This is a genomic window from Algoriphagus jejuensis, from assembly GCF_039523455.1.
GTDB classification, from domain to species: domain Bacteria; phylum Bacteroidota; class Bacteroidia; order Cytophagales; family Cyclobacteriaceae; genus Algoriphagus; species Algoriphagus jejuensis.
On record NZ_BAAAFI010000007.1, the window covers coordinates 299968 to 318483 of the forward strand.

14 protein-coding genes are annotated in these 18516 nt (G+C 47.4%); 5 read left to right on the forward strand and 9 right to left on the reverse strand.

Annotated elements, in window-relative coordinates; all coding sequences use genetic code 11:
- Positions 1 to 47 precede the first annotated feature (47 nt).
- Positions 48 to 743, forward strand: coding sequence for a hypothetical protein (locus ABD031_RS09100; protein WP_343850564.1), 696 nt, complete (start codon positions 48 to 50; stop codon positions 741 to 743).
- A 249-nt stretch (positions 744 to 992) separates the two neighbouring features.
- On the opposite strand, the gene ABD031_RS09105 is transcribed toward ABD031_RS09100, so the two are convergent.
- A complete protein-coding gene (locus ABD031_RS09105; protein ID WP_343850566.1) occupies positions 993 to 1373 on the reverse strand; it encodes a DUF2784 domain-containing protein in 381 nt (126 codons plus the stop codon).
- Between the two features lie 158 nt (positions 1374 to 1531).
- Between ABD031_RS09105 and ABD031_RS09110 the strand changes: the two genes are divergently transcribed.
- Positions 1532 to 4348: a PQQ-dependent sugar dehydrogenase gene (locus ABD031_RS09110; RefSeq protein ID WP_343850568.1), complete on the forward strand. Its 2817-nt coding sequence runs from the start codon at positions 1532 to 1534 to the stop codon at positions 4346 to 4348.
- Positions 4349 to 4354: 6 nt separating this feature from the next.
- A complete protein-coding gene (locus tag ABD031_RS09115) occupies positions 4355 to 5929 on the forward strand; it encodes an SUMF1/EgtB/PvdO family nonheme iron enzyme (RefSeq protein ID WP_343850570.1) in 1575 nt (524 codons plus the stop codon).
- A 233-nt stretch (positions 5930 to 6162) separates the two neighbouring features.
- On the opposite strand, the gene ABD031_RS09120 is transcribed toward ABD031_RS09115, so the two are convergent.
- The gene (locus ABD031_RS09120) at positions 6163 to 6624 is read right to left on the reverse strand and encodes a hypothetical protein (protein WP_343850572.1); all 462 of its coding nucleotides are present in this window, start codon (positions 6622 to 6624) and stop codon (positions 6163 to 6165) included.
- 263 nt (positions 6625 to 6887) lie between these two features.
- Between ABD031_RS09120 and ABD031_RS09125 the strand changes: the two genes are divergently transcribed.
- Complete coding sequence (locus ABD031_RS09125) at positions 6888 to 7235, forward strand: single-stranded DNA-binding protein (RefSeq protein WP_343850575.1); 348 nt, start codon at positions 6888 to 6890, stop codon at positions 7233 to 7235.
- A gap of 256 nt (positions 7236 to 7491) precedes the next feature.
- Positions 7492 to 7665 (forward strand): four helix bundle protein, encoded by a 174-nt coding sequence (locus ABD031_RS09130; RefSeq protein WP_343850734.1) that lies wholly within the window; start codon positions 7492 to 7494, stop codon positions 7663 to 7665.
- 469 nt (positions 7666 to 8134) lie between these two features.
- Here ABD031_RS09130 and ABD031_RS09135 read toward each other — a convergent pair whose 3' ends face one another.
- The 7 genes from ABD031_RS09135 to ABD031_RS09165 all read right to left on the reverse strand — a co-directional run bounded on the left by ABD031_RS09135 (position 8135) and on the right by ABD031_RS09165 (position 18238).
- Positions 8135 to 9292 carry an efflux RND transporter periplasmic adaptor subunit gene (locus ABD031_RS09135; protein WP_343850577.1) on the reverse strand — a complete coding sequence of 386 codons (1158 nt, stop codon included), beginning with the start codon at positions 9290 to 9292 and terminating at the stop codon, positions 8135 to 8137.
- The gene (locus tag ABD031_RS09140; protein WP_343850579.1) at positions 9292 to 13614 is read right to left on the reverse strand and encodes a CusA/CzcA family heavy metal efflux RND transporter; all 4323 of its coding nucleotides are present in this window, start codon (positions 13612 to 13614) and stop codon (positions 9292 to 9294) included. Before ABD031_RS09140 ends, ABD031_RS09135 begins: the two co-directional genes overlap by 1 nt.
- Before the next feature lie 72 nt (positions 13615 to 13686).
- Entirely contained in the window at positions 13687 to 15066 is a 1380-nt protein-coding gene (locus ABD031_RS09145) for a sensor histidine kinase (protein WP_343850581.1), read from the reverse strand.
- Positions 15063 to 15731, reverse strand: a complete 669-nt coding sequence (locus ABD031_RS09150) for a response regulator transcription factor (RefSeq protein ID WP_343850583.1) — start codon at positions 15729 to 15731, stop codon at positions 15063 to 15065. Before ABD031_RS09150 ends, ABD031_RS09145 begins: the two co-directional genes overlap by 4 nt.
- 77 nt (positions 15732 to 15808) lie before the next feature.
- A complete protein-coding gene (locus ABD031_RS09155) occupies positions 15809 to 16921 on the reverse strand; it encodes a glycoside hydrolase family 130 protein (protein ID WP_343850585.1) in 1113 nt (370 codons plus the stop codon).
- 353 nt (positions 16922 to 17274) lie between these two features.
- A complete protein-coding gene (locus ABD031_RS09160) occupies positions 17275 to 17811 on the reverse strand; it encodes a pyridoxamine 5'-phosphate oxidase family protein (protein ID WP_343850587.1) in 537 nt (178 codons plus the stop codon).
- A 70-nt stretch (positions 17812 to 17881) separates the two neighbouring features.
- Positions 17882 to 18238 carry a hypothetical protein gene (locus ABD031_RS09165; protein ID WP_343850590.1) on the reverse strand — a complete coding sequence of 119 codons (357 nt, stop codon included), beginning with the start codon at positions 18236 to 18238 and terminating at the stop codon, positions 17882 to 17884.
- Between the last annotated feature and the right edge of the window lie 278 nt (positions 18239 to 18516).

An 18516-nucleotide genomic window follows, 5' to 3' on the forward strand; every position in this document is an offset into this window, starting at 1 on the left:
GAATAAGCCGCCCGTTAACCGATTGCGAAAACAGGCGCTTAGTCTGCTTGCAGTTTGATGCCGGACCGGGCGAAAGGCCAGCTTATTTTTTTTTACTGACAAAATTTCATCCAACTAAAAATTTCCAACGTAAAACTTTTTCATTCGCTCAGTCAGTCCTTCCTATGAACGCACATTTTCTCACCATTGCTGCATTTTTGTTGACTCAATTCGGAATTGTCCAATCAATGGGCGAAATAGAAAATCAAGTCAGCGATTGTTCCAACTACATATTGATGGAAGAGGATGATTTCGGCCGCGGAACACTAATTAAATCCAAACCAATTCAAGTGGGCGATGGACTTTGGCTTTCTTCCTTATCTGTGGGAAGTGAAAAAAAACTCATTGTGAACATCGTGTTCTCCGGGACATCGGATCAGGAAATAATCCAAAATGAAACCCATGAATTCAGTCTTGACGGTTCTGATGAAAAAATTGTAGTCAAAATGACTCCTTCGGAAATCAAAAATCCTGTTTTCAAAATAGAAACTATAGGCGGGTCTGAATATATCCCAATATCGATATCAAATTCGACCACCTATACGCTTATCTACAATATGACGCAAGAAACCTATGAGCATTTTAAAACCAACCTTTTGAGTTCCATCAGAATCAATAGTCTTTCGGCTGATTTTTCATTCAAAGCTACGAAAACAACAAAATTGAAGATTTTCAGAAATACAATGGCTTGTCTTGACCGTTAGTGTTCCCTTCGAAGTTGAGTGTTAGCCTGAGTGTCGGTAGTCCGGGTTACAAAGTGGCAACTCGCTAGTTTTGTTCGCAGGTCAAATCCTTACCGTTCTCCCCTCTCAAAGGGACACCCCATATTTTTTCCAAAGGTTCTTAAGCTCTGGATTTAGAATCGTTGATAAAATCCTGCAAAGCCCATCGGGACGGACGATTTATATTCCGGCGTCTTGGGTAGTAAGTAAAAAAATAGGACGAGGATGGTATCACCTGGATTCCGCTTTCCACTTTTTCCGAAAGTTGTGATAAATAGCCAGCAAGAAAACAACTGCAAAGGTGAGGGCTGTAACCACGTCAATCACAAACGGATCGGCGTCCACCCCAGTCGCCTTATCTACCCAATATTTAATGAATGAATTGGGTAAATCTTTTTCTCCCAGTGTGGATTTGACCTGCCACTGCCAATCGGTGATCGGACAATAACCGATACCGAACCAAATCCCCAGCCCCAACCAAGATGCAGCAGTAAGCAATACACACCAGAGATGCAGTCGCCTTGTAGCGGGCCAAATCCAACCCAAAAGATTAAACCCGATAATCAGTAGATGAAGTGAGGTGAGAAAGTAATCAAGCAAGTAGAGTCTCATCGTCTTTGTCCTTGGGACAAAAATACTGCTATGCCTAAACATCATGGGTACTGCAATAGAAACACAGTCAATAAATTACCGATTATCAATTAGGCTTTTTCTTTTCAGGTGACAAATTCGATCTTAATAACTCATTCCTGCTACCCAAAATTTCCGCAATGTATATTTTCAAGTCACAGTTTCCCCATTCGATTGCGAAATTGAAGTTGGTTTTGGTGCTGATTTTAGGACTGGGAACTGCCTGTAAACCAACCCAAACGAAAGAGGAATCGTTTCGGCCAGATGCGAGTCGATTCACGCAGAAAGTGGTTGTGGAAGGTTTGGAAGAACCCCTCCAGATTGAATTTGATAGTAATGGACATGTATACTGGATTGAGCGGATCGGTCAGGTCAAAAGATTCAATGAAGATACCGGAGCGGTGGAACTGATAGGGACCGTGGATCTCGCAGAAGGTACTGCACCTGGATTGATCGGAATCCTACTGGACAGGGACTTTGAAATCAGCAAACAACTCTTTCTCTATTATTCTGCAAAAGCGGACAAGGGAGATGCCATGCGCCTTTCCAGGTTTGAATTGGGAGTTGATGGCAAGCTGGATATAGCCAGTGAAAAGGTCATCCTGACAGTCCCTTGGGAACAACCCGATGGTTCGCATTTCGGGGGCGGAATGACTTGGGATAAAGGTGGAAATCTATATCTCAGTATCGGAGCGGATTCACATCCCACTCAGTATTCCCCACTTCCTTTTACCAACGAAGGAGGAAGAGGGCAAGACGAAGCCAGAACCGCCGGTAACACCAATGATCTGAGAGGCTCCATCATTCGGATAAAGCCTCAATCCGATGGCAGCTACAGCATTCCCGAAGGCAATTTGTTTGCTCAGGGCAGTCCAAATACTTTGCCTGAGATCTATGTAATGGGCAACAGAAACCCATGGCGGCTATCAATTGACTCCGAAACCCAATACCTCCACTGGGGAGAAGTCGGACCTGATGCAGGGATCGATTCTGAGGAATTTGGACCGATGGGTTATGATGAATTCAATGTTGCCAAAAGTGCTGGGAATTTTGGTTGGCCCTACTTTATCGGGTACAACAGCGCTTACAAAAGTTATGACTACACCACTGGAACTTATGGAAAACCCTATGATCCCGACTCCAGCTACAATGATTCGCCCAATAATACCGGACTCAAGATACTCCCCCCTGCTCAGCCGGCACTGATTGCCTACCCTTACCAAGTTTCGGAGGAGTGGCCAATTCTTGGCAGTGCAGCACGTTCTGCCGTGGGCGGACCTATTTTCAGGAAAGCTGATTTTTCTGGGACTGCCGAAAGCGTATTTCCTGATTATTTCGAAGGAAAGTGGTTTGTCACCGATTACGTCCGCAATTATATCATGGTGATAGAGATGGATGAAGATCGCTCCAAAGTAGTTTCTCTGGACCGGTTTCTTCCTGCGGAAATGTTAACCCACAGCCAGCCTCTGGATATGGATTTCAGTCCTAACGGGGATTTGTATCTGGTAGAATATGGGATAGGAGGATCCGGGAAAATATCAAGAATTGAATACAATGCAGGGAATAGGGCACCGATAGCAGCTGCCAGTTCTTCCGTCTTGAATGGAAAACCTCCTTTGGAATTACATCTTTCTTCCGAAGGAAGTGTGGATTTGGACGGGGATCGGCTGACTTATAACTGGACAGTAAATAACATGGATGGAGGTAGTCAACAAGGATTCGATACTGCCAATCCAACATTGCATCTGGAAGAAGACGGAAAGTACGAGGTCAAATTGGAGGTAGCTGATCCCAGCGGGCTTACTTCAATGGATTCCTTTCAAGTAATTGTCGGAAACAGCAAGCCGCAGGTGAAATTCAAGATACTGGAAGGAAACCAAAGTTTTTACTTCCCTGACGCGATAATCTACTATGAGGTTTCTGTCGAAGATCCCGAAGGCAACATCGAAAAGGAAAAGGTCATCGTCACTGCCCAATATATTCCCTCCGGCATGGAGTATCGTCAATTGGAGCGCCTAAACACACAAGGGGAACTGAATCCAGACACCCGGTTAAAACACTTGAATGCAAAAGGATTGGTACAAAAGTACAATTGCGTTTCCTGCCATGCAGAGGCCACAAAATTGGTAGGTCCAGCCTTTCAGGATGTCGCCCTGAAGTACAAAGGAAATTCCGAGGCCTTTGAAATACTGACCAAAAGCATTGTAGAAGGTGGTTCCGGTAAATGGGGGAATATCATCATGCCTCCTCAACCCACATTAAGCAGTCCTGAAGTCTCACAAATCATAGATTACATACTGGAGATAAATTCCGTAGATGGGGCAAGCCTGCGTCTGGGCACCTCGGGGAAATACCAGACCAAGGCCTATGAAAAGAAGGGACCGGGTGGAAGGCTGGACTCCTATTTCCGAACTCCTTTGGAGATGGGATCCTATGTTTTTTTGGCGAGTTATACTGACGGAGGTTCAAATGAGAAAGCCGGTCTGGAGCTATCAGGCAACGACTATCATCTGCTCAGATACCCTGTCTTGGCACCTGAAGAGGCAGATTTCTTTTCTGAATCGGGAATTTCTTATACCCCTTCCACCAATGATCCGGGATTTATATTTACTGGAAAAGGGGGGCACATTGGATTTGGCAAGATTGACCTTACGGGAATCAATCAGGTAAAAATCGGCGCCCCAAATCGGTTTTGGCATTGGTCCCATTTTATGGGTGCCACGATAGAGATCAGATTGGGAGGTCCTGATGGACGTTTGGTTGGTGAGCCGTTTACCATACCTGCAGCGCCAAAAGGCGAAAAAGGTCCGTTCTTTGGGGAGGCAATGGGAGTTCCCGCCATCATCGATGTGTCGGTGGCAGAAGGAATCCATGACCTATACATCGTAGTGAAAAATCCCGCGGCAAAGGAAAGCGATGCCTTGGTGATGATGACGGGGATCGAGTTCATTAAATAAAAACCGATGGCAAAGACTATCCCACCTTTGCAAATCAACCTTCCTATTTCCCTTCCAAGACTGGATTTGATTCGGAGAATAACAGTGGCGCTATGCTTAATACTGTTTTGCCATTTCTGTTTTGCACAACATGTGCCCAATCCCCAAGAGTTTGTCCCCATTTTCAACGGGAAAGATTTAGCCGGTTGGCACGTAAGCAAAACCAACCATCATGGGACCATGGGCAATTTCTTTGTGGAAGATGGGGCATTGGTTATGAAGCAATATCCTTATGGGCAGGGTGGGATCATCCTGACAGATAAAAAATACCGGGACTTTGAGTTATCCCTGGAATTTAAAGGCTATCCGGGTACCAATGGAGGTATTTTTCTGAGATCAAGTGAGAGTGGCTCGGCTTACCAGTTGGAATTAGCCGGAGATGGAGAACGGGGAACGGGAAATCTTATCGGTGAGTTGCTGAAAACCACTGCGAATGCTCGGATTGAAAATTTAGATGAAATTTGGAAAAAGGGAGACTGGAATAAGTTCCGGGTCCGCTTTACGGGGGAAATTCCAAAAGTTTCACTTTGGATAAACGGCCAAAAGATGTGGGATGCCGAGGCGGAGCGAAACGATTTGATTGGGAATGAAACCGACGGAATGATTGCTTTCCAGTTGCATTGGAGTGCCACTTTACAGCCTGTTCCGGGGGGACGGTGCTGTGATTTTTCCTGGCGACCGGAAGCTTCACATCAGTTTAGGAATATCATGATCAAAGAACTGAAACCGGAAGAAGCAATGATTTCCTCAAGTTCTTCACTTGCTCCAAAGAACATTTCTCCAGCAGCGAACAGCGTTGATATAGAATTCGTCCGGATCGAACCCGGTAAAATGCTTGTGGGGAAAATCGAAATTGAATGTCCAAGCTTTCCCGATACCCGAGATGTTCCGGATGAAAGCAAATGGACTGAAAATGATTTTAAACTTTGTTTGGAAATGGCAGAACGAGATTCCAGACCTGGTTTTTGGGTAACTATGGATGAGCCTTATTTCATCGGAAAATACGAAGTGACGCAGGGTCAATGGGAAGAGGTCATGGGTTTCAACCCTTCTGTTTTTAATAAGGAAAAAGTGGGGGAACCCACGGAATCGTACCCAGTAGAAAATGTCACCTGGGAGATGGTGCAGGATTTTTTGAAAAAGCTGAATTCGATGGATCGCATTTACAGTTATCGATTACCCACAGAATTTGAATGGGAGTATGCTGCCAGAGCGGGAAATGAGGAATTGCTCTCCTGGTCTGAAACCCGCAAAACCGCCTGGATTCAACAGGCTGATAAAGGGACCACCAAGCCTGTTGGCACAAAAGAACCAAATCCTTGGGAATTGCACGATATGTTGGGCAACGTCTGGGAATGGGTGGATGATTATTACAACAACGAGGTTTTTGCTGGCCCCGTCCCACCCGCTAGAGGCGAGATTCATGTTTTAAAAGGGGGAAGTATTACCTCAGACGTCACCAATACGACTTACCTGTTTCATGGAGCAGGCCCGGGAAACAGATATGATGTGGGTTTTAGGGTGGTAAGGCAATTAAGGTAAGAAGCTGGACTAACCGGACCAATATATTCTTTCTCAAAGTTTCATCTAGGGCTATTCACAGGTCGTGGCTCCTTAGTGATCAGAAATCTTGAACACCCAACGTCGAGAATGAGTCCTTATTATCAGTAGAGGAGCGCGTATTCTGGAACAATTGAAAACTCAGATTATATTTCCAATTCCCCTTTTATTTTCAAACCATTGACTTTCTCGCCCAAAACCAAGCCCAGGAGTAGTTATTGGCTCACCCGTTTAAATGAGTTTGAGAGCATCAAATAATACCATACGCCGATAACCGGCACTAGGATTATATTGAAGAGGTCTTTGGAATACGGAATTGGCGGCAGGATTTTGAGGAGGAAGAAACCAACTATTCCTAAAGCTAATCCGGCAGGAATACAGAAAACCACAAGGCGAATTCCTGTCACCATTGACAGGGAAAAGTACCTCCTAAAATAGTCTTTGCCATCACCTGCGGCGTTAATTTCAAACGTCCGCTTTGTCCCAACTACCGTAATTGCGAGCATTACCACCACCTCAACTGCTACCAGCCATGCTAACTCGTAGTCTTGGGTAGTCACGTACATCGCCAATGAAGTCAAAATCAAACTCGTTAAAAGGTAGTTAAAAACCATCCTGTCGGATACATCACCGTTTCTGAGGCCTCGCTCTAATTCCTTGATATCAAACCAAATCATAGCTCATTTTCTAAAAAATTGTCTGAGATCAATTTGCTACTTTCCTATTAGTTATCCAAACACTCTGACTAAACTTTTTTGATTTAAACAATTATCCCTCTTTCAGTTGAATTTGAATCGCTTTATCCGACAACAACCGACTACTATCGAATACAAACGACTAGCTACCGAGTCATTTTTCTGCCTCTCCCCAACTTTGGTACATCAACAAGCCTCTGGCGAAAATCTTTATCAAATCTTTCACAATCCAAACTTTTAAGATCATGAACACGCTAAGAAACAAAGTACAGCTCATCGGCCACCTAGGTGCCAAAGTTGAAGTCAAAACCCTTGAATCAGGCAAGATCCTAGGCCACGTCACCATGGCGACGAATGAAACCTACAAAAATCAAAAAGGAGAAAAAGTCACTGAGACCACTTGGCACAACCTGGTCATTTGGGGTAAGCCCGCCGAGACACTCTCTAAGTACACCGATAAGGGCTCCGAAGTCGGTATCGAGGGCAAGCTCACCAACCGCTCCTACTCCGACAAAAACGGCGAGAAAAAATACATCACCGAGATCGTCGTCAATGAGTTTATGCTCATGGGGAAGAAGGAAACGGCGCAGTAGTTGGCAGTCGCAGTGATCAGTTTGCAGTCTCAGGGTTCAGTCGCAGCGGTCAGTACCTTCGGACTGCTACTGTACACTGATCGCATTAAAAAAGGGCCAACAAATTCTATTTATCAAAACTCAAAAGTTAGTCAGAACATTTAATAATGGATTTCACCCAACTGCTTGCCTATCAATAAGGATTCAGGCTTGCGATGGAAATCTATCAGATCTCTAAATCTTTCCCAAAGAAGAGAAATACGCTTCGACAGATCAAATCAGAAGATCAAGCAGATCTGTTTGTGCTTGTATAGCCGAGTCCTATCGAAAAAGATATTTTTCCGCTCATTTTATCTCAAAACTGAGTGATTCAGATATGGAAAACAGTGAAACTCAAGTTTGGCGGGACTTTGCCTTGGCATGCGAATACTTGAATTTTTCTGATCATTAAAGGCTTGTTTTGGAAGTTCAGGAAGTCGGTAAGCTTTTAAACTTTATGTTGCTCAATCCAGAAAAATTCGGTTCTAAAAAACTATAGAAGTGATTTTCTTCCCAAAGTCTTTCAGCGCATTTCCAACGCAGTAGGTCTTCTGCTAGCCACTGACATTCAAAAAGGTTACGACGTCGCTCAACCTGACACGACTATTAGGCTAAGCGGAGTTTAAGGCCTTTGCTTCAATCAAACCTTCGAGGTTTTTATCAAAACCTCAAAGATTGCGAAACTGATCACTGATATTAAGAAACTGATCAAAGGAACTGCAAAGGTTTTGACTCCGCTAAACCTGACACAACGGTCGAAGGACCGATCGCTGAGACTGAACACTTTTAACTGAGACTGATCATTGCGACTGATCACTACAACTGCCTCCCGAAACTGAACGCTGAGACTGCTCACTGAAAACTGCGACTGAATACTCCCTTCAAAGCAAATTAAACCCTCCCTTCACCAGCACCACCGCCTTCTCATCCAGCCCTTCGACCGGCTCGATGGCAATCATCGCACGGTTTCTAGCTCCCGGGCTTACCTTTATTTTCTTCAGTTTGTAGCCCTGCGCAGTCCTTTCCCCCTGTACCAAGATGAAATATTCTCCATCCGCCTCTACCAGCGCATCTTCGGGCAAGGCCCAAGACTGTTGCGGATCCAGCTGTACACGAGCCTGCACGTAGGTCCCCGGAATCAGCTTTTCTTCTTCGGCTTCATCCAGCACATGCGCATGTACATTGATCTGCCGATCAGCATTGATGGATTGGCCGACCAGGTGAACTTCAGCCAGCAATATCTTATCAGGAGCGTCGGGCATCGAGACTTCCACTTTTTGCCCGGAATGGACATTCAGCCCGTCTTTTTCAAACAAGGCCAGCTCCAGATGCAAATGGTCTTTACTTAGCAGGGAAATGGCCTTTCCCGACGCGGGAAGAAACTGCCCCGGCACAATATGAACATCCTCCACAAATCCATTGATCGGTGAGAAAACAGGAACCTTGGATCGCATCGTCTCAGCTGTCAGTTGGTTTGTATCGATGTGAATCAGTCCGAGCTGCTTCTTGAGACTTTGGCTTTTGGCGAGCGTTCCCAGGTATTCAGCCTCTGCTTTGAGGTAGTTTTTCTGTGCCGAGATCTGCTCAGAGCTGAGCGTCTTCTGCCGCTCAAACTCCGCCTTGAGATAGGTCAACTGACTGCTCGTTTCCAAAAAATCCTGCTGCAAGCGGATGAATTCAGGGTTTTCCAGGTAAAACAAAACCTCACCCTTTTTCACTTGTTGACCTTCCATCAACTTCAGTTCACTTACGTAGCCCCCGAAGAATGTCGAGATTTCCTGCCTGCCTTCGACCGGAACTTCCACAGTGCCCTGCACGCTGATTTCCTTGGAGAAGTCACCCAACTCCGGACTGCCCCAGGCCATCTCCATCGTATTGAATTGATCCTGAGTCAGGAAGACTTCCGTCGCACCATCGGGTGCTTCGGTGACATTGATGCCTTCGGGGTCGGAAGTTTCACCTTTCCCACAACCGGAAAACGCAGCGAGAAACGAGATAAAAACTCCAAAAACGAGCGATTTGGACTGAGCTGTATTCATCAGTTATTCAAGTAGATAAGTTCGAGTTGGTTGAGTTGGTAGTCCAGCTTGGCCTGTAAATACTGCAGCGTGATGCTTCGGGAGTTTTCGATCAGCTGGACGTATTGGAGAAAGTCAATCTCCCCCTCTTGAAAAGAGCGGGTGGCCTGGTCACGAAGCTGCGCGGATAGCGCGACGCCTTCGGTCTTGTAGTAGTCGATCACCTGCTTGTTGTGTGCCAAGGAAGATTCGATCTTCGAATGGTTCGTCTGGAGTTTTTGCTTGAAAGCTTCCGACTCCAGCATGATCTGTTCTTGCTGGAGTTTTCCTGCTTTGACTTTTGCAGTTTGGGAGCCAAAGAACAAAGGAATGCCGATTCCCGCCTGGAATCCCGGATAGACTTTCGCGTCTGCGCCGGGGTTGGTTCCACGGAAAAGATCCACATTGACGTCGGGCAGCATCATTCGGCGTTCCACTTTCATCTGGCTTTCGGCCTGCAGGTATTCCGACTGAAAGAGCAGCAAAGCCGGGTGAATTTCCGGGTCTGCCCTGTCATCAAAGGGAATCTCCTCCTCCACGAGGTCAATATCCCCTTCGATGTTCAGGAGCTGGCGAAGCTGATTTTTGGAGACCTCAAAATTCCGAATGGCCTCCGCCCGCTTCAGACTGATCTCCTTTTGCTTGCTATCAGCGGTAAGTTTTTCCAAAAGGTTGGATTCGCCGGTCTCCAGTCTTCGGGTCGAAGCCCGAGAAAACTGCCCATACAGACTGTCCAGGAAATCATAATGCTGTTCCAATTCTTTCCAAAATATTGCAGTCACGAACGCCTGACTTACGGATTTGTCAAGCGCCCTTGCTTCAAGTTGTAGCTGGGCGTTTTCCTGCATCTCTTCGGCCTGAAGCACGCCTTTTTTCGCAGCATAAACCGAAGGGAAATCAAAGCTCTGCCGCACTCCCCAGACCCGGTTGTACACCCCATTCTCGGCAATGTCATTTTTATCTACCCCGTAATAGACCTCCGTTTTGTCGATTGTCCAACCTGCATGACTCATCGCGCTGGCAGATTCCAGACTTTTTTGGGCCGCCCTATAATCGAGATTTTCGTCTTTAGCGCGCTCTAGCGCCTGAGATAGCGTCAGGATTTGAGTTTCATCTTGGGAAAAAGCAGGGAAGATAAGTCCGATCAGCAAAATCAAAAACAGCGTTGCTGACTTGGGAAATTTGCCTCCTCCTTTTTCTCCCGAATTAAACAGTACATACAACACCGGCAAGACGACCAGCGTCAGCAAAGTCGCTGATATCAATCCGCCAACCACCACCGTAGCCAAAGGACGCTGCACCTCAGCTCCCGCTGAACCTGAGACGGCCATCGGCAAAAAGCCCAATGCCGCCGCCGATGCCGTAAGTAAGACCGGCCTCAGACGCTCCTTGGCACCCAAGATGACCAGCTCCCGAATCGAAGTATATTTATCTCTCATAGATTTGAAATGTTCGACCATGACAATGCCATTCAGGACGGCTATGCCGAATAGCGCAATGAAACCCACGCCTGCCGAAATACTAAAAGGCATATCCCGAAACCACAGCAGCAGCACGCCTCCAATCGCCGAAAACGGAATGGCGGTGTAAATCATAAAGGCATCCCGGGCAGAGGAAAATGCAAAATAGAGCAGCACAAAGATCAGAATCAGCGCCACCGGCACTGCGATCAACAGCCGGGATCGGGCTTGCTGCAGGTTTTCGAACTGACCACCATAATCCACCCGATAGCCCTCTGGGATGTTGATCTTGCCGACAATTCCTTGAATGTCGTCCACAACAGATTGCAGATCCCTGTTTCTTACATTGACACCGATCACGATCCGTCGCTGGGTATTGTCGCGGGAGATCTTGGCCGGACCCTTGGTATAGGAGATCTTGGCCAACTCAAGCAGCGGTACGCTTCCTCCACTCGGGAGCTGGATAGCGGCATTCTCCAGATGCGTGATATCCTTGCGGAAAGGCTCCGCAAACCGGACGACGAGCGCAAACTGCTTCTCCCCTTCAAAAACAGTCCCTGTACTCATCCCTGCAAAACCCATCGTAACGACCTGGTTGAGGTCTTCGACATTCAGCCCGAACTTGGCGATCTTGGCTCGGTCGTACTCAATCTTCATCTGCGGCAGCCCATCTACCTTTTCCAAAACTATATCCGCTGCACCCTCCACGCCTTGGATTGCCGCCTCGATTTCCTCGGCTGTTTGCAAGAGCACATCCAAATCCTCGCCGAAAACCTTGATCGCCAGGTCCGCCCGCACGCCGGTGATCAGCTCGTTGAAGCGCATCTCGATCGGCTGGGTAAACTCGTAATCCATGCCCGGAATGACTTCCAGGGCCACCTTGAATTTCTCCGCTAGCTCATCTTTGGTCTCCACCGTCGTCCACTCCGAGGGCGGATGCAGGATTACGATCACGTCGCTCTCCTCCATCGACATGGGGTCTGTTGGGATTTCGGCCGCCCCGATACGGGTCACAACTTGCTTAACCTCCGGAAATTTCATCAGAATCTCCTCCATCTTGGTAACCGTTTCCACGGTGTTTGACAGGGTCGTCCCCGTCTTCAAAAAAGGCTGAATTACAAAATCTCCCTCATCCAACGTCGGCACAAACTCGGAGCCCATAGTTGCAAAAAGCAGGAAAGTAGCGACCAGAATCGCCGCAGCACCGCCAAGAACCACCTTGGAATGCTTCAAAGCCCACTGGATCGTGGGTTCGTAGATTTTGTTCAGAAAGTTGATCAGCCTGACGGATACGTTCTTTGGCCCTGGAGCTTCCGATTTGAGGAAAAGGGAGGAAACCACCGGAACGTAAGTCAGGCCCAAAATCATTGCTCCAATCAGCGCAAAGCTGAACACCTCGGCCATCGGACGAAACATCTTCCCCTCCACTCCGGAAAGCGAAAGAATCGGGATAAAAACGATGATAATGATGATCTGCCCAAAAATCGCGGAGTGCATCATCTTGGACGCGCCGGCGAATGCGATCTTGTCTTTCTCTGTTTGCTTTTCGCTGCGCGAAAGTCCCGCAAAAACTCCCGCAGACTTCGTAAAACGGAAGGCTATAAACTCGACGATGATCACGGCACCGTCGATGATGATCCCAAAGTCAATCGCCCCCAAACTCATCAGATTGGCATCGACTCCGAAGAGGTACATCATCGAGAGTGCAAAAAGCAAACTCAGCGGAATAACAGAAGCCACTACCAGCCCCGAGCGAAAATTGCCAAGCAACAAAACCACCACGAACACGACGATGAGGCAACCCAAGATGAGGTTTTCGGCGATAGTGAACGTAGTCCGCCCTATCAAATCCGATCTGTCCAAGAAACCATTGATAACAATCCCTTCAGGCAGGGTGTTTTGCATTTCTTCCAGCCGCTCCTTCACCCGATCAATCGTCCGCTTGCCATCGGCGCCTTTGAGCATCATCACCTGACCGAGTACCTTTTCCCCCTCGCCGTTTGCGGTGATCGCGCCGAACCTGTTGGCATGACCGAAGCCTACCTCCGCGATGTCGCGGATGAAAATGGGATTGCCGTTTCGGACCTCCACCACAATGTTTCCGATATCTTCCAAGCCTGCAACCAAACCCTCGCCCCGGATGAAAAAGCTCTCGTTGGTCTTCTCGATATAGCTGCCCCCGGCGATTGAGTTGTTTTTGCTCAACACCTCATAGACCGTGGCGAGGTTGATATTCAGGCCTTTCAGCCGATCTGGGTTGATCGCAACCTCGTATTCCTTCAAGTACCCACCCCAGGTATTGATCTCCACGACTCCAGAGATCCCGGCCAATTGACGACGCACCACCCAATCCTGAATAGTTCGCAGATCCGTGATCGAATACCGATCCTCATATTCTGGCTTCACATCGATGATGTACTGGTAGATCTCTCCCAAACCCGTAGAAATCGGCCCCATAAATGGCGTCCCGAAACCTTCCGGTATTTTCTCCTGCGCCATGATCAGCCGCTCTGAAATCAGCTGTCGGGGCAGGTAAGTACCCATATCTTCTTCAAAAACAATGGTCACCACCGACAAGCCAAATTTGGAAATGGAGCGGATTTCCACCACTCCGGGCAGGTTAGACATCTCCAACTCGACGGGATAGGTCAGGTACTTTTCCACGTCCTCGGTGGCGAGATTTCGGGAAGTGGTGATGACCTGCACCTGATTGTTGGTCACATCAGGGACTGCACCGATGGGCAGATTAGACAGCGCAAAAATCCCAAATCCCAGCCAAACGGCGATAAAAATGAAAACGATGAGCTTGTTGCCAATGCTCCAATGAATGATACGATCTAGCATGAACCGGCCAAAATTTCCAACGAAGATCGGATCCGCGTCTTAGGGCAGCCTTAGGCGTTTCTTAAGATTGGCTTAAGAATGGGGAAAATCCATCCTGAATGTACTGCCTTGGCCTTTTTCGCTGGAAACCGAAATCCGGATTCCAGATTCTTGGGCAAGCTTCTTGACGATCGCCAAGCCAAGTCCCGTCCCGGGAATCAAACGATCCACTGCTGCCTGTTCCCTGAAAAACGGATCGAAGATCCTTTCCAAATGCTCAGGAGCGATGCCCGAACCATCGTCGCAGATTTCAATATACGGAAGACCAGATTTGAGCCCGGTTTTGACTAAAATCTCTGATTCTGGACTGGAATACTTCACGGCATTCTGGATCAGATTAGTCATAATCATCTCCAGGGATTTCTCATTGGCTTTGACAAAAACAGGCACGCCGGACTCGCAGCGAAAAGTGATTTTCCGCCGCTGTTCCTTTGCCATCTGATCGCTTATCTCTTCTAAGAAAGTAATCAGTTCCAGTTCTTCTTTGGTTGAAAACTTACCCTTTTCTTCTCTTGCCAATGCAAGCAGTTGATCAATTGTCGCAGACATGCGGTCGATACTCGACAGTGCGGTCTGGATTTTCTCCTGGTATTCCTCTGAGGTTCTCGGCTTGCGTACCAGCACTTCCAGCGTCCCGCGAAGTACCGAAAGCGGAGTTCTCAACTCATGCGAGGCGTCGGAAGTGAATTGTTTTTCGCGATTCAACGAAGCCTCCAGTCGTTCCAACAGTTCATTGATCGAGCGGGTGAGTTGGCCGATTTCGTCGTTTGGTTCAGCGAGTGGCACACGCTCGTTGAGGTTGCTTTGGGTGATTTGATTGGTCTTGCTGATGATTTGGCGGATCGGCTGAATGCTTTTTCCTGCCAGATACCTCATGGCGAGAAAGAGCGAAAGCAGGACTCCGGGATACAGGAGCAGCAGCACAGTCCGGAGGTTATTCAGCAATTCCCGCGAGTCTTCAAACGACTTTGCCAGCAGCAGATACCCCTCATGCTCTCCTGCATTGAACAGCGGAATCTGCATCTGTCGGACTTCGTTGGCCCCGATTCGGAGCGTCCAGGCCTCTTTTTTCGCAGATTTTTCAGGGGAAAAACTCAGGTGATTGCTTCGGAGATTTGGAGATCGATCCATAGAATGCCCTTCCAGATCGACGATTTCAATAAAAATCGGATTGAGTTGAATCTGACTGTGCTCCATCTCCTGCCATTCGTCTTTGTGCAAGAATTGAATCTTCCCATTCACCAGAAATATCTCATCCTTATGTTTATCTATTTCCAGTCCCAGTTCGCGGTCGATGCTGTTGACCACCGTCAGATTCGCGACCAAGTAGATCACCCCAAAGACCACCAAGATGATGAGCGAGGTGACCAAGGTAAGCCGTCCAGCAATACGTTCTTTGTAGGCCGTTCTCATAGTTCCTTAGCCATGTAGCCCACGCCCCGGATAGTTTGGATGTAGTCTTCCTCTTTTTGGATGTTCAGCTTTTTACGGAGCGAATTGATAAATACATCGATCACTCCGGTGTTGTACTCGAAGTGAATGTCCCAGACACTCTCAATGATACGGGTGCGACGGCACACTTTGTTCTTGTTGCGTACCAGATATTCGAGCAGCGCAAATTCCTTTTGAGTCAATGCGATCTCTTCCTCCCCTCTCTGCACCAAATGTCGCTCGGGAAAGAGGCTGATCGGCCCGAGGCTGAGCTTTTCTTCTCCGCCTTCTTTGCCACGAAACTGCACCCGGATTCGCACCAGCAATTCTTCGAAGTGAAAAGGCTTTTTGATGTAGTCATTTGCCCCAGATTGGAGACCGAATACTGTTTCGTCCAGGGTGTCTTTCGCTGTGAGAAAGATGATCGGCGTGGTCGGAAACTCCTTGCGAAACTGCCGCGTGAGTTCGATTCCACTCATGCCGGGCAGCATCCAGTCTAGCAAAAGCAAGTCATAATCGCCGGATAGCGCCATCTCCAAGCCCGCTTTTCCGTTATCCGCTACATCGACTGCAAAGAATTCTTCCTCCAATCCCTGTTTGAGAAAATTGGATATTCCGGGTTCGTCTTCGACAATCAGGATGCGCATTGAATAGAATTTCAAAAGCAAATTTTGGAAATTCGGATGAAAGTCAGCGATTTAGACGCTTAAGATTCTCTTAACTTTTAATTGGCCGGTGCGCTGACCACTCCGACCATGCTGTCAGCCGTGCCGTAATAGAGCAACCATTTTTCCTGAAAATAGACTAGGCCTTCCAGGAAAGTAGTTCCCTCCGGATACTGCCCCGACTTTTCGAAGGACAATTCCGGCTGAATGAAAGGATCTGTTACTCGATCCAATAATTTCCAGGGTTCGGCTGCATCAAAAAGTGCCTGTCCGCCGGTATATACCCGATTTCCAAGATCCTTCACTCCTACCTGCTGTGAATTTCCAGCATTGTAGAGCACGACAATTCCGTCTTTGGTCAGCACAGGTGGTGGTCCTGCCTCGACCAACCACGAATCAAAAAATCCAGGTCTTGGACTCAGCACCGGCACTCGATTTCCTTCGTGATTTTCTACCGGAATCCAATTTACCAAATCATCTGACGTCGCCAGCCAGATGTGTGGTACTCCATAATACATCCAATATTTCCCGTTGATTTTGGCAGCGAGGAGCTTGCCGTTTTTCAGTTCGGTGACGATTGCACCAGACTTTGACTCGGTGTTGTGGTATTTGCCGTCTTTCCAAGCTTGGAAGATCGGGCCATGCTTTTCCCAGGTTTTCAAATCAGTGGAAGTCGCTACCGCTAGCCTCGGCACATCTCTGTTCCACTGCGTGTAGGTGAGCACAAAAAGTCCGTCTTCGGTCTCTACTATCCGCGGATCTTCCGTCCCGCCCGTCCATTCAAACTCCTTCTGAGAGTCTTCTTGAGGATAAAAAAACGGGACTTTCTCACGCTTAAAGGCAAAGCCGTCGGCAGATGTAGCCATCCCCAGTCGGGAAGTATGTCCGCCGATTTCCTTATCTCCGAGTTTTTCCTCCGCCCGATAGAGCACATGTACTGAACCGTCTTTGACGATTGCGGCGGGATTGAATGTGGCCATGGATTCCCATCGCACAGTTTTGCCAGACATGGGATCCAGAAAGTCAGTATCGGAAATCGGGGAAATGATGGGGTGGGCGTTTTTCGGTCGCTCGAAAGGACCGAGCATCCAGGATTTTTGTTGCGCAAAAGTCAATTGACTAACCAACAAAATCACCGGTATGAGGATCGACTTAATTGTATTTTGGGTCATAGAACGCAAATTACAGCAAAGGCCCAATAGTCCCGAAGAAAAGCACGAAAATACGAAAGCAGCCTCACTTTTATGAAAAGCCGGCTGCACCGTCCGAGCTCATGTTCGGCGTTCATGTCGGTCTGCGGTAAAACCACATTCTTTGAAAAAGTCCTTGTACTGTAGAAGTATCTATTAGTAAACCGGTTACGGACTTAATGGGAAGTATTGTGGTTTGAAATGCAGCATCATTCGCGAAACTACGTCCATGGGATTTGATGCGGATCGCAGTTTTCGTCATTCGAACAAAAATAACAGACAAAAAAAGTGCAGCCCCCGTCTGAGCTGCACTTCTACTATCGGAAAAATGAATCTTAAAGATTCAGATTCCCTTCGATGGAATCATCCATCGTTTTGCCGGATACGGCACTGATCAGGACTTTGATGCCGGCAATCGCATTGCCGTGCTTGTTGTCCCAGTAGTAGCCCGTGTCCGGAATGAATTGGATCACAGAAATCCTTGGATCGTTGACGCCCTCGGTAAACCAAGCTTTGACCATCGGATCCCAAAGTTCTTCGATCTTTGCACGATCATAACTGACTACCGCTCTGCCGCTTAGCTCCAAGAAGTCCGAATAAGACGAGGCCTGAAAATAGAGGCTCACGCTCGTGTCCTGAGATATCTCCATGTTTTTTACACTGTCTTTGGCACTCAAAAACCAGATATTCCCAGCCTCGTCGGTCTTCTGCACGGACATTGGCCGAGACTTATGTGACGCGTTGAAGTTGGCACGGGTCACAAAAAAACAGGAGCCAGCCTTGTCAATGATTGATCTGATTTTCTCGATTGCTTCGGAGCCGGACAGATCCTTCTTCATGGGTTCGGCTTGCTGCTCGTGGATAGAATTCATGGTTAAGTTGGTTTAGTTGTGGTTAATATTTGTTTGGAAGCGATGTGCAAACACCCTAGAGTAAGGTTTGTTACAGATCAGGGCTTTTGATCTTGCCCAACTCATCGTAAGTAATCACCTGCATTTCTTCCACTGGATTATCAAAAGTGATCTCGTAGTATTCTGTTCCGTCTTCGGTGTATTTTCTGACGTTTCGAATCTTATGCACCGCCGTTGCCGAATCTTTGTTTAAAATAATTCGCAGGGGCTCGGACAATTGTAACGTATCGATCAACTCGTGCTGCCCGAGTGGCTTAGGATCTTCCATAGTTCCGGCATTCGCCACTTCCTCCTTCACACTTTCGGTGTAGGCACTCTTGTCATTTTCCGCACAGGACAACATTAGCATCCCAATCATAGCCGGATAGATTATCAGTTGTGTTTTCATAGTCATATTCGTTTGGTATCGCCAGATCAGCTTCAGAAGATCAGGCTTGGTAACATAAAATAAGTTTCAAAAGCCAATCCAAAACTCCCACGTGACTCTGCTCTTATTCTTTTCTGACTTTTTGAAATCATAAAAAAAATGGAACTCATCGTCCCACACAGGCCAATTTCAAGCTTTTCTTGTCAACAGGCCTGATTATTCGCACAAGCTTGCGCTGCAACGTCGCGAGGATTATCCATTGTTAGCTTCAAGAATGTCGTCTCGACTTATCCATCCCA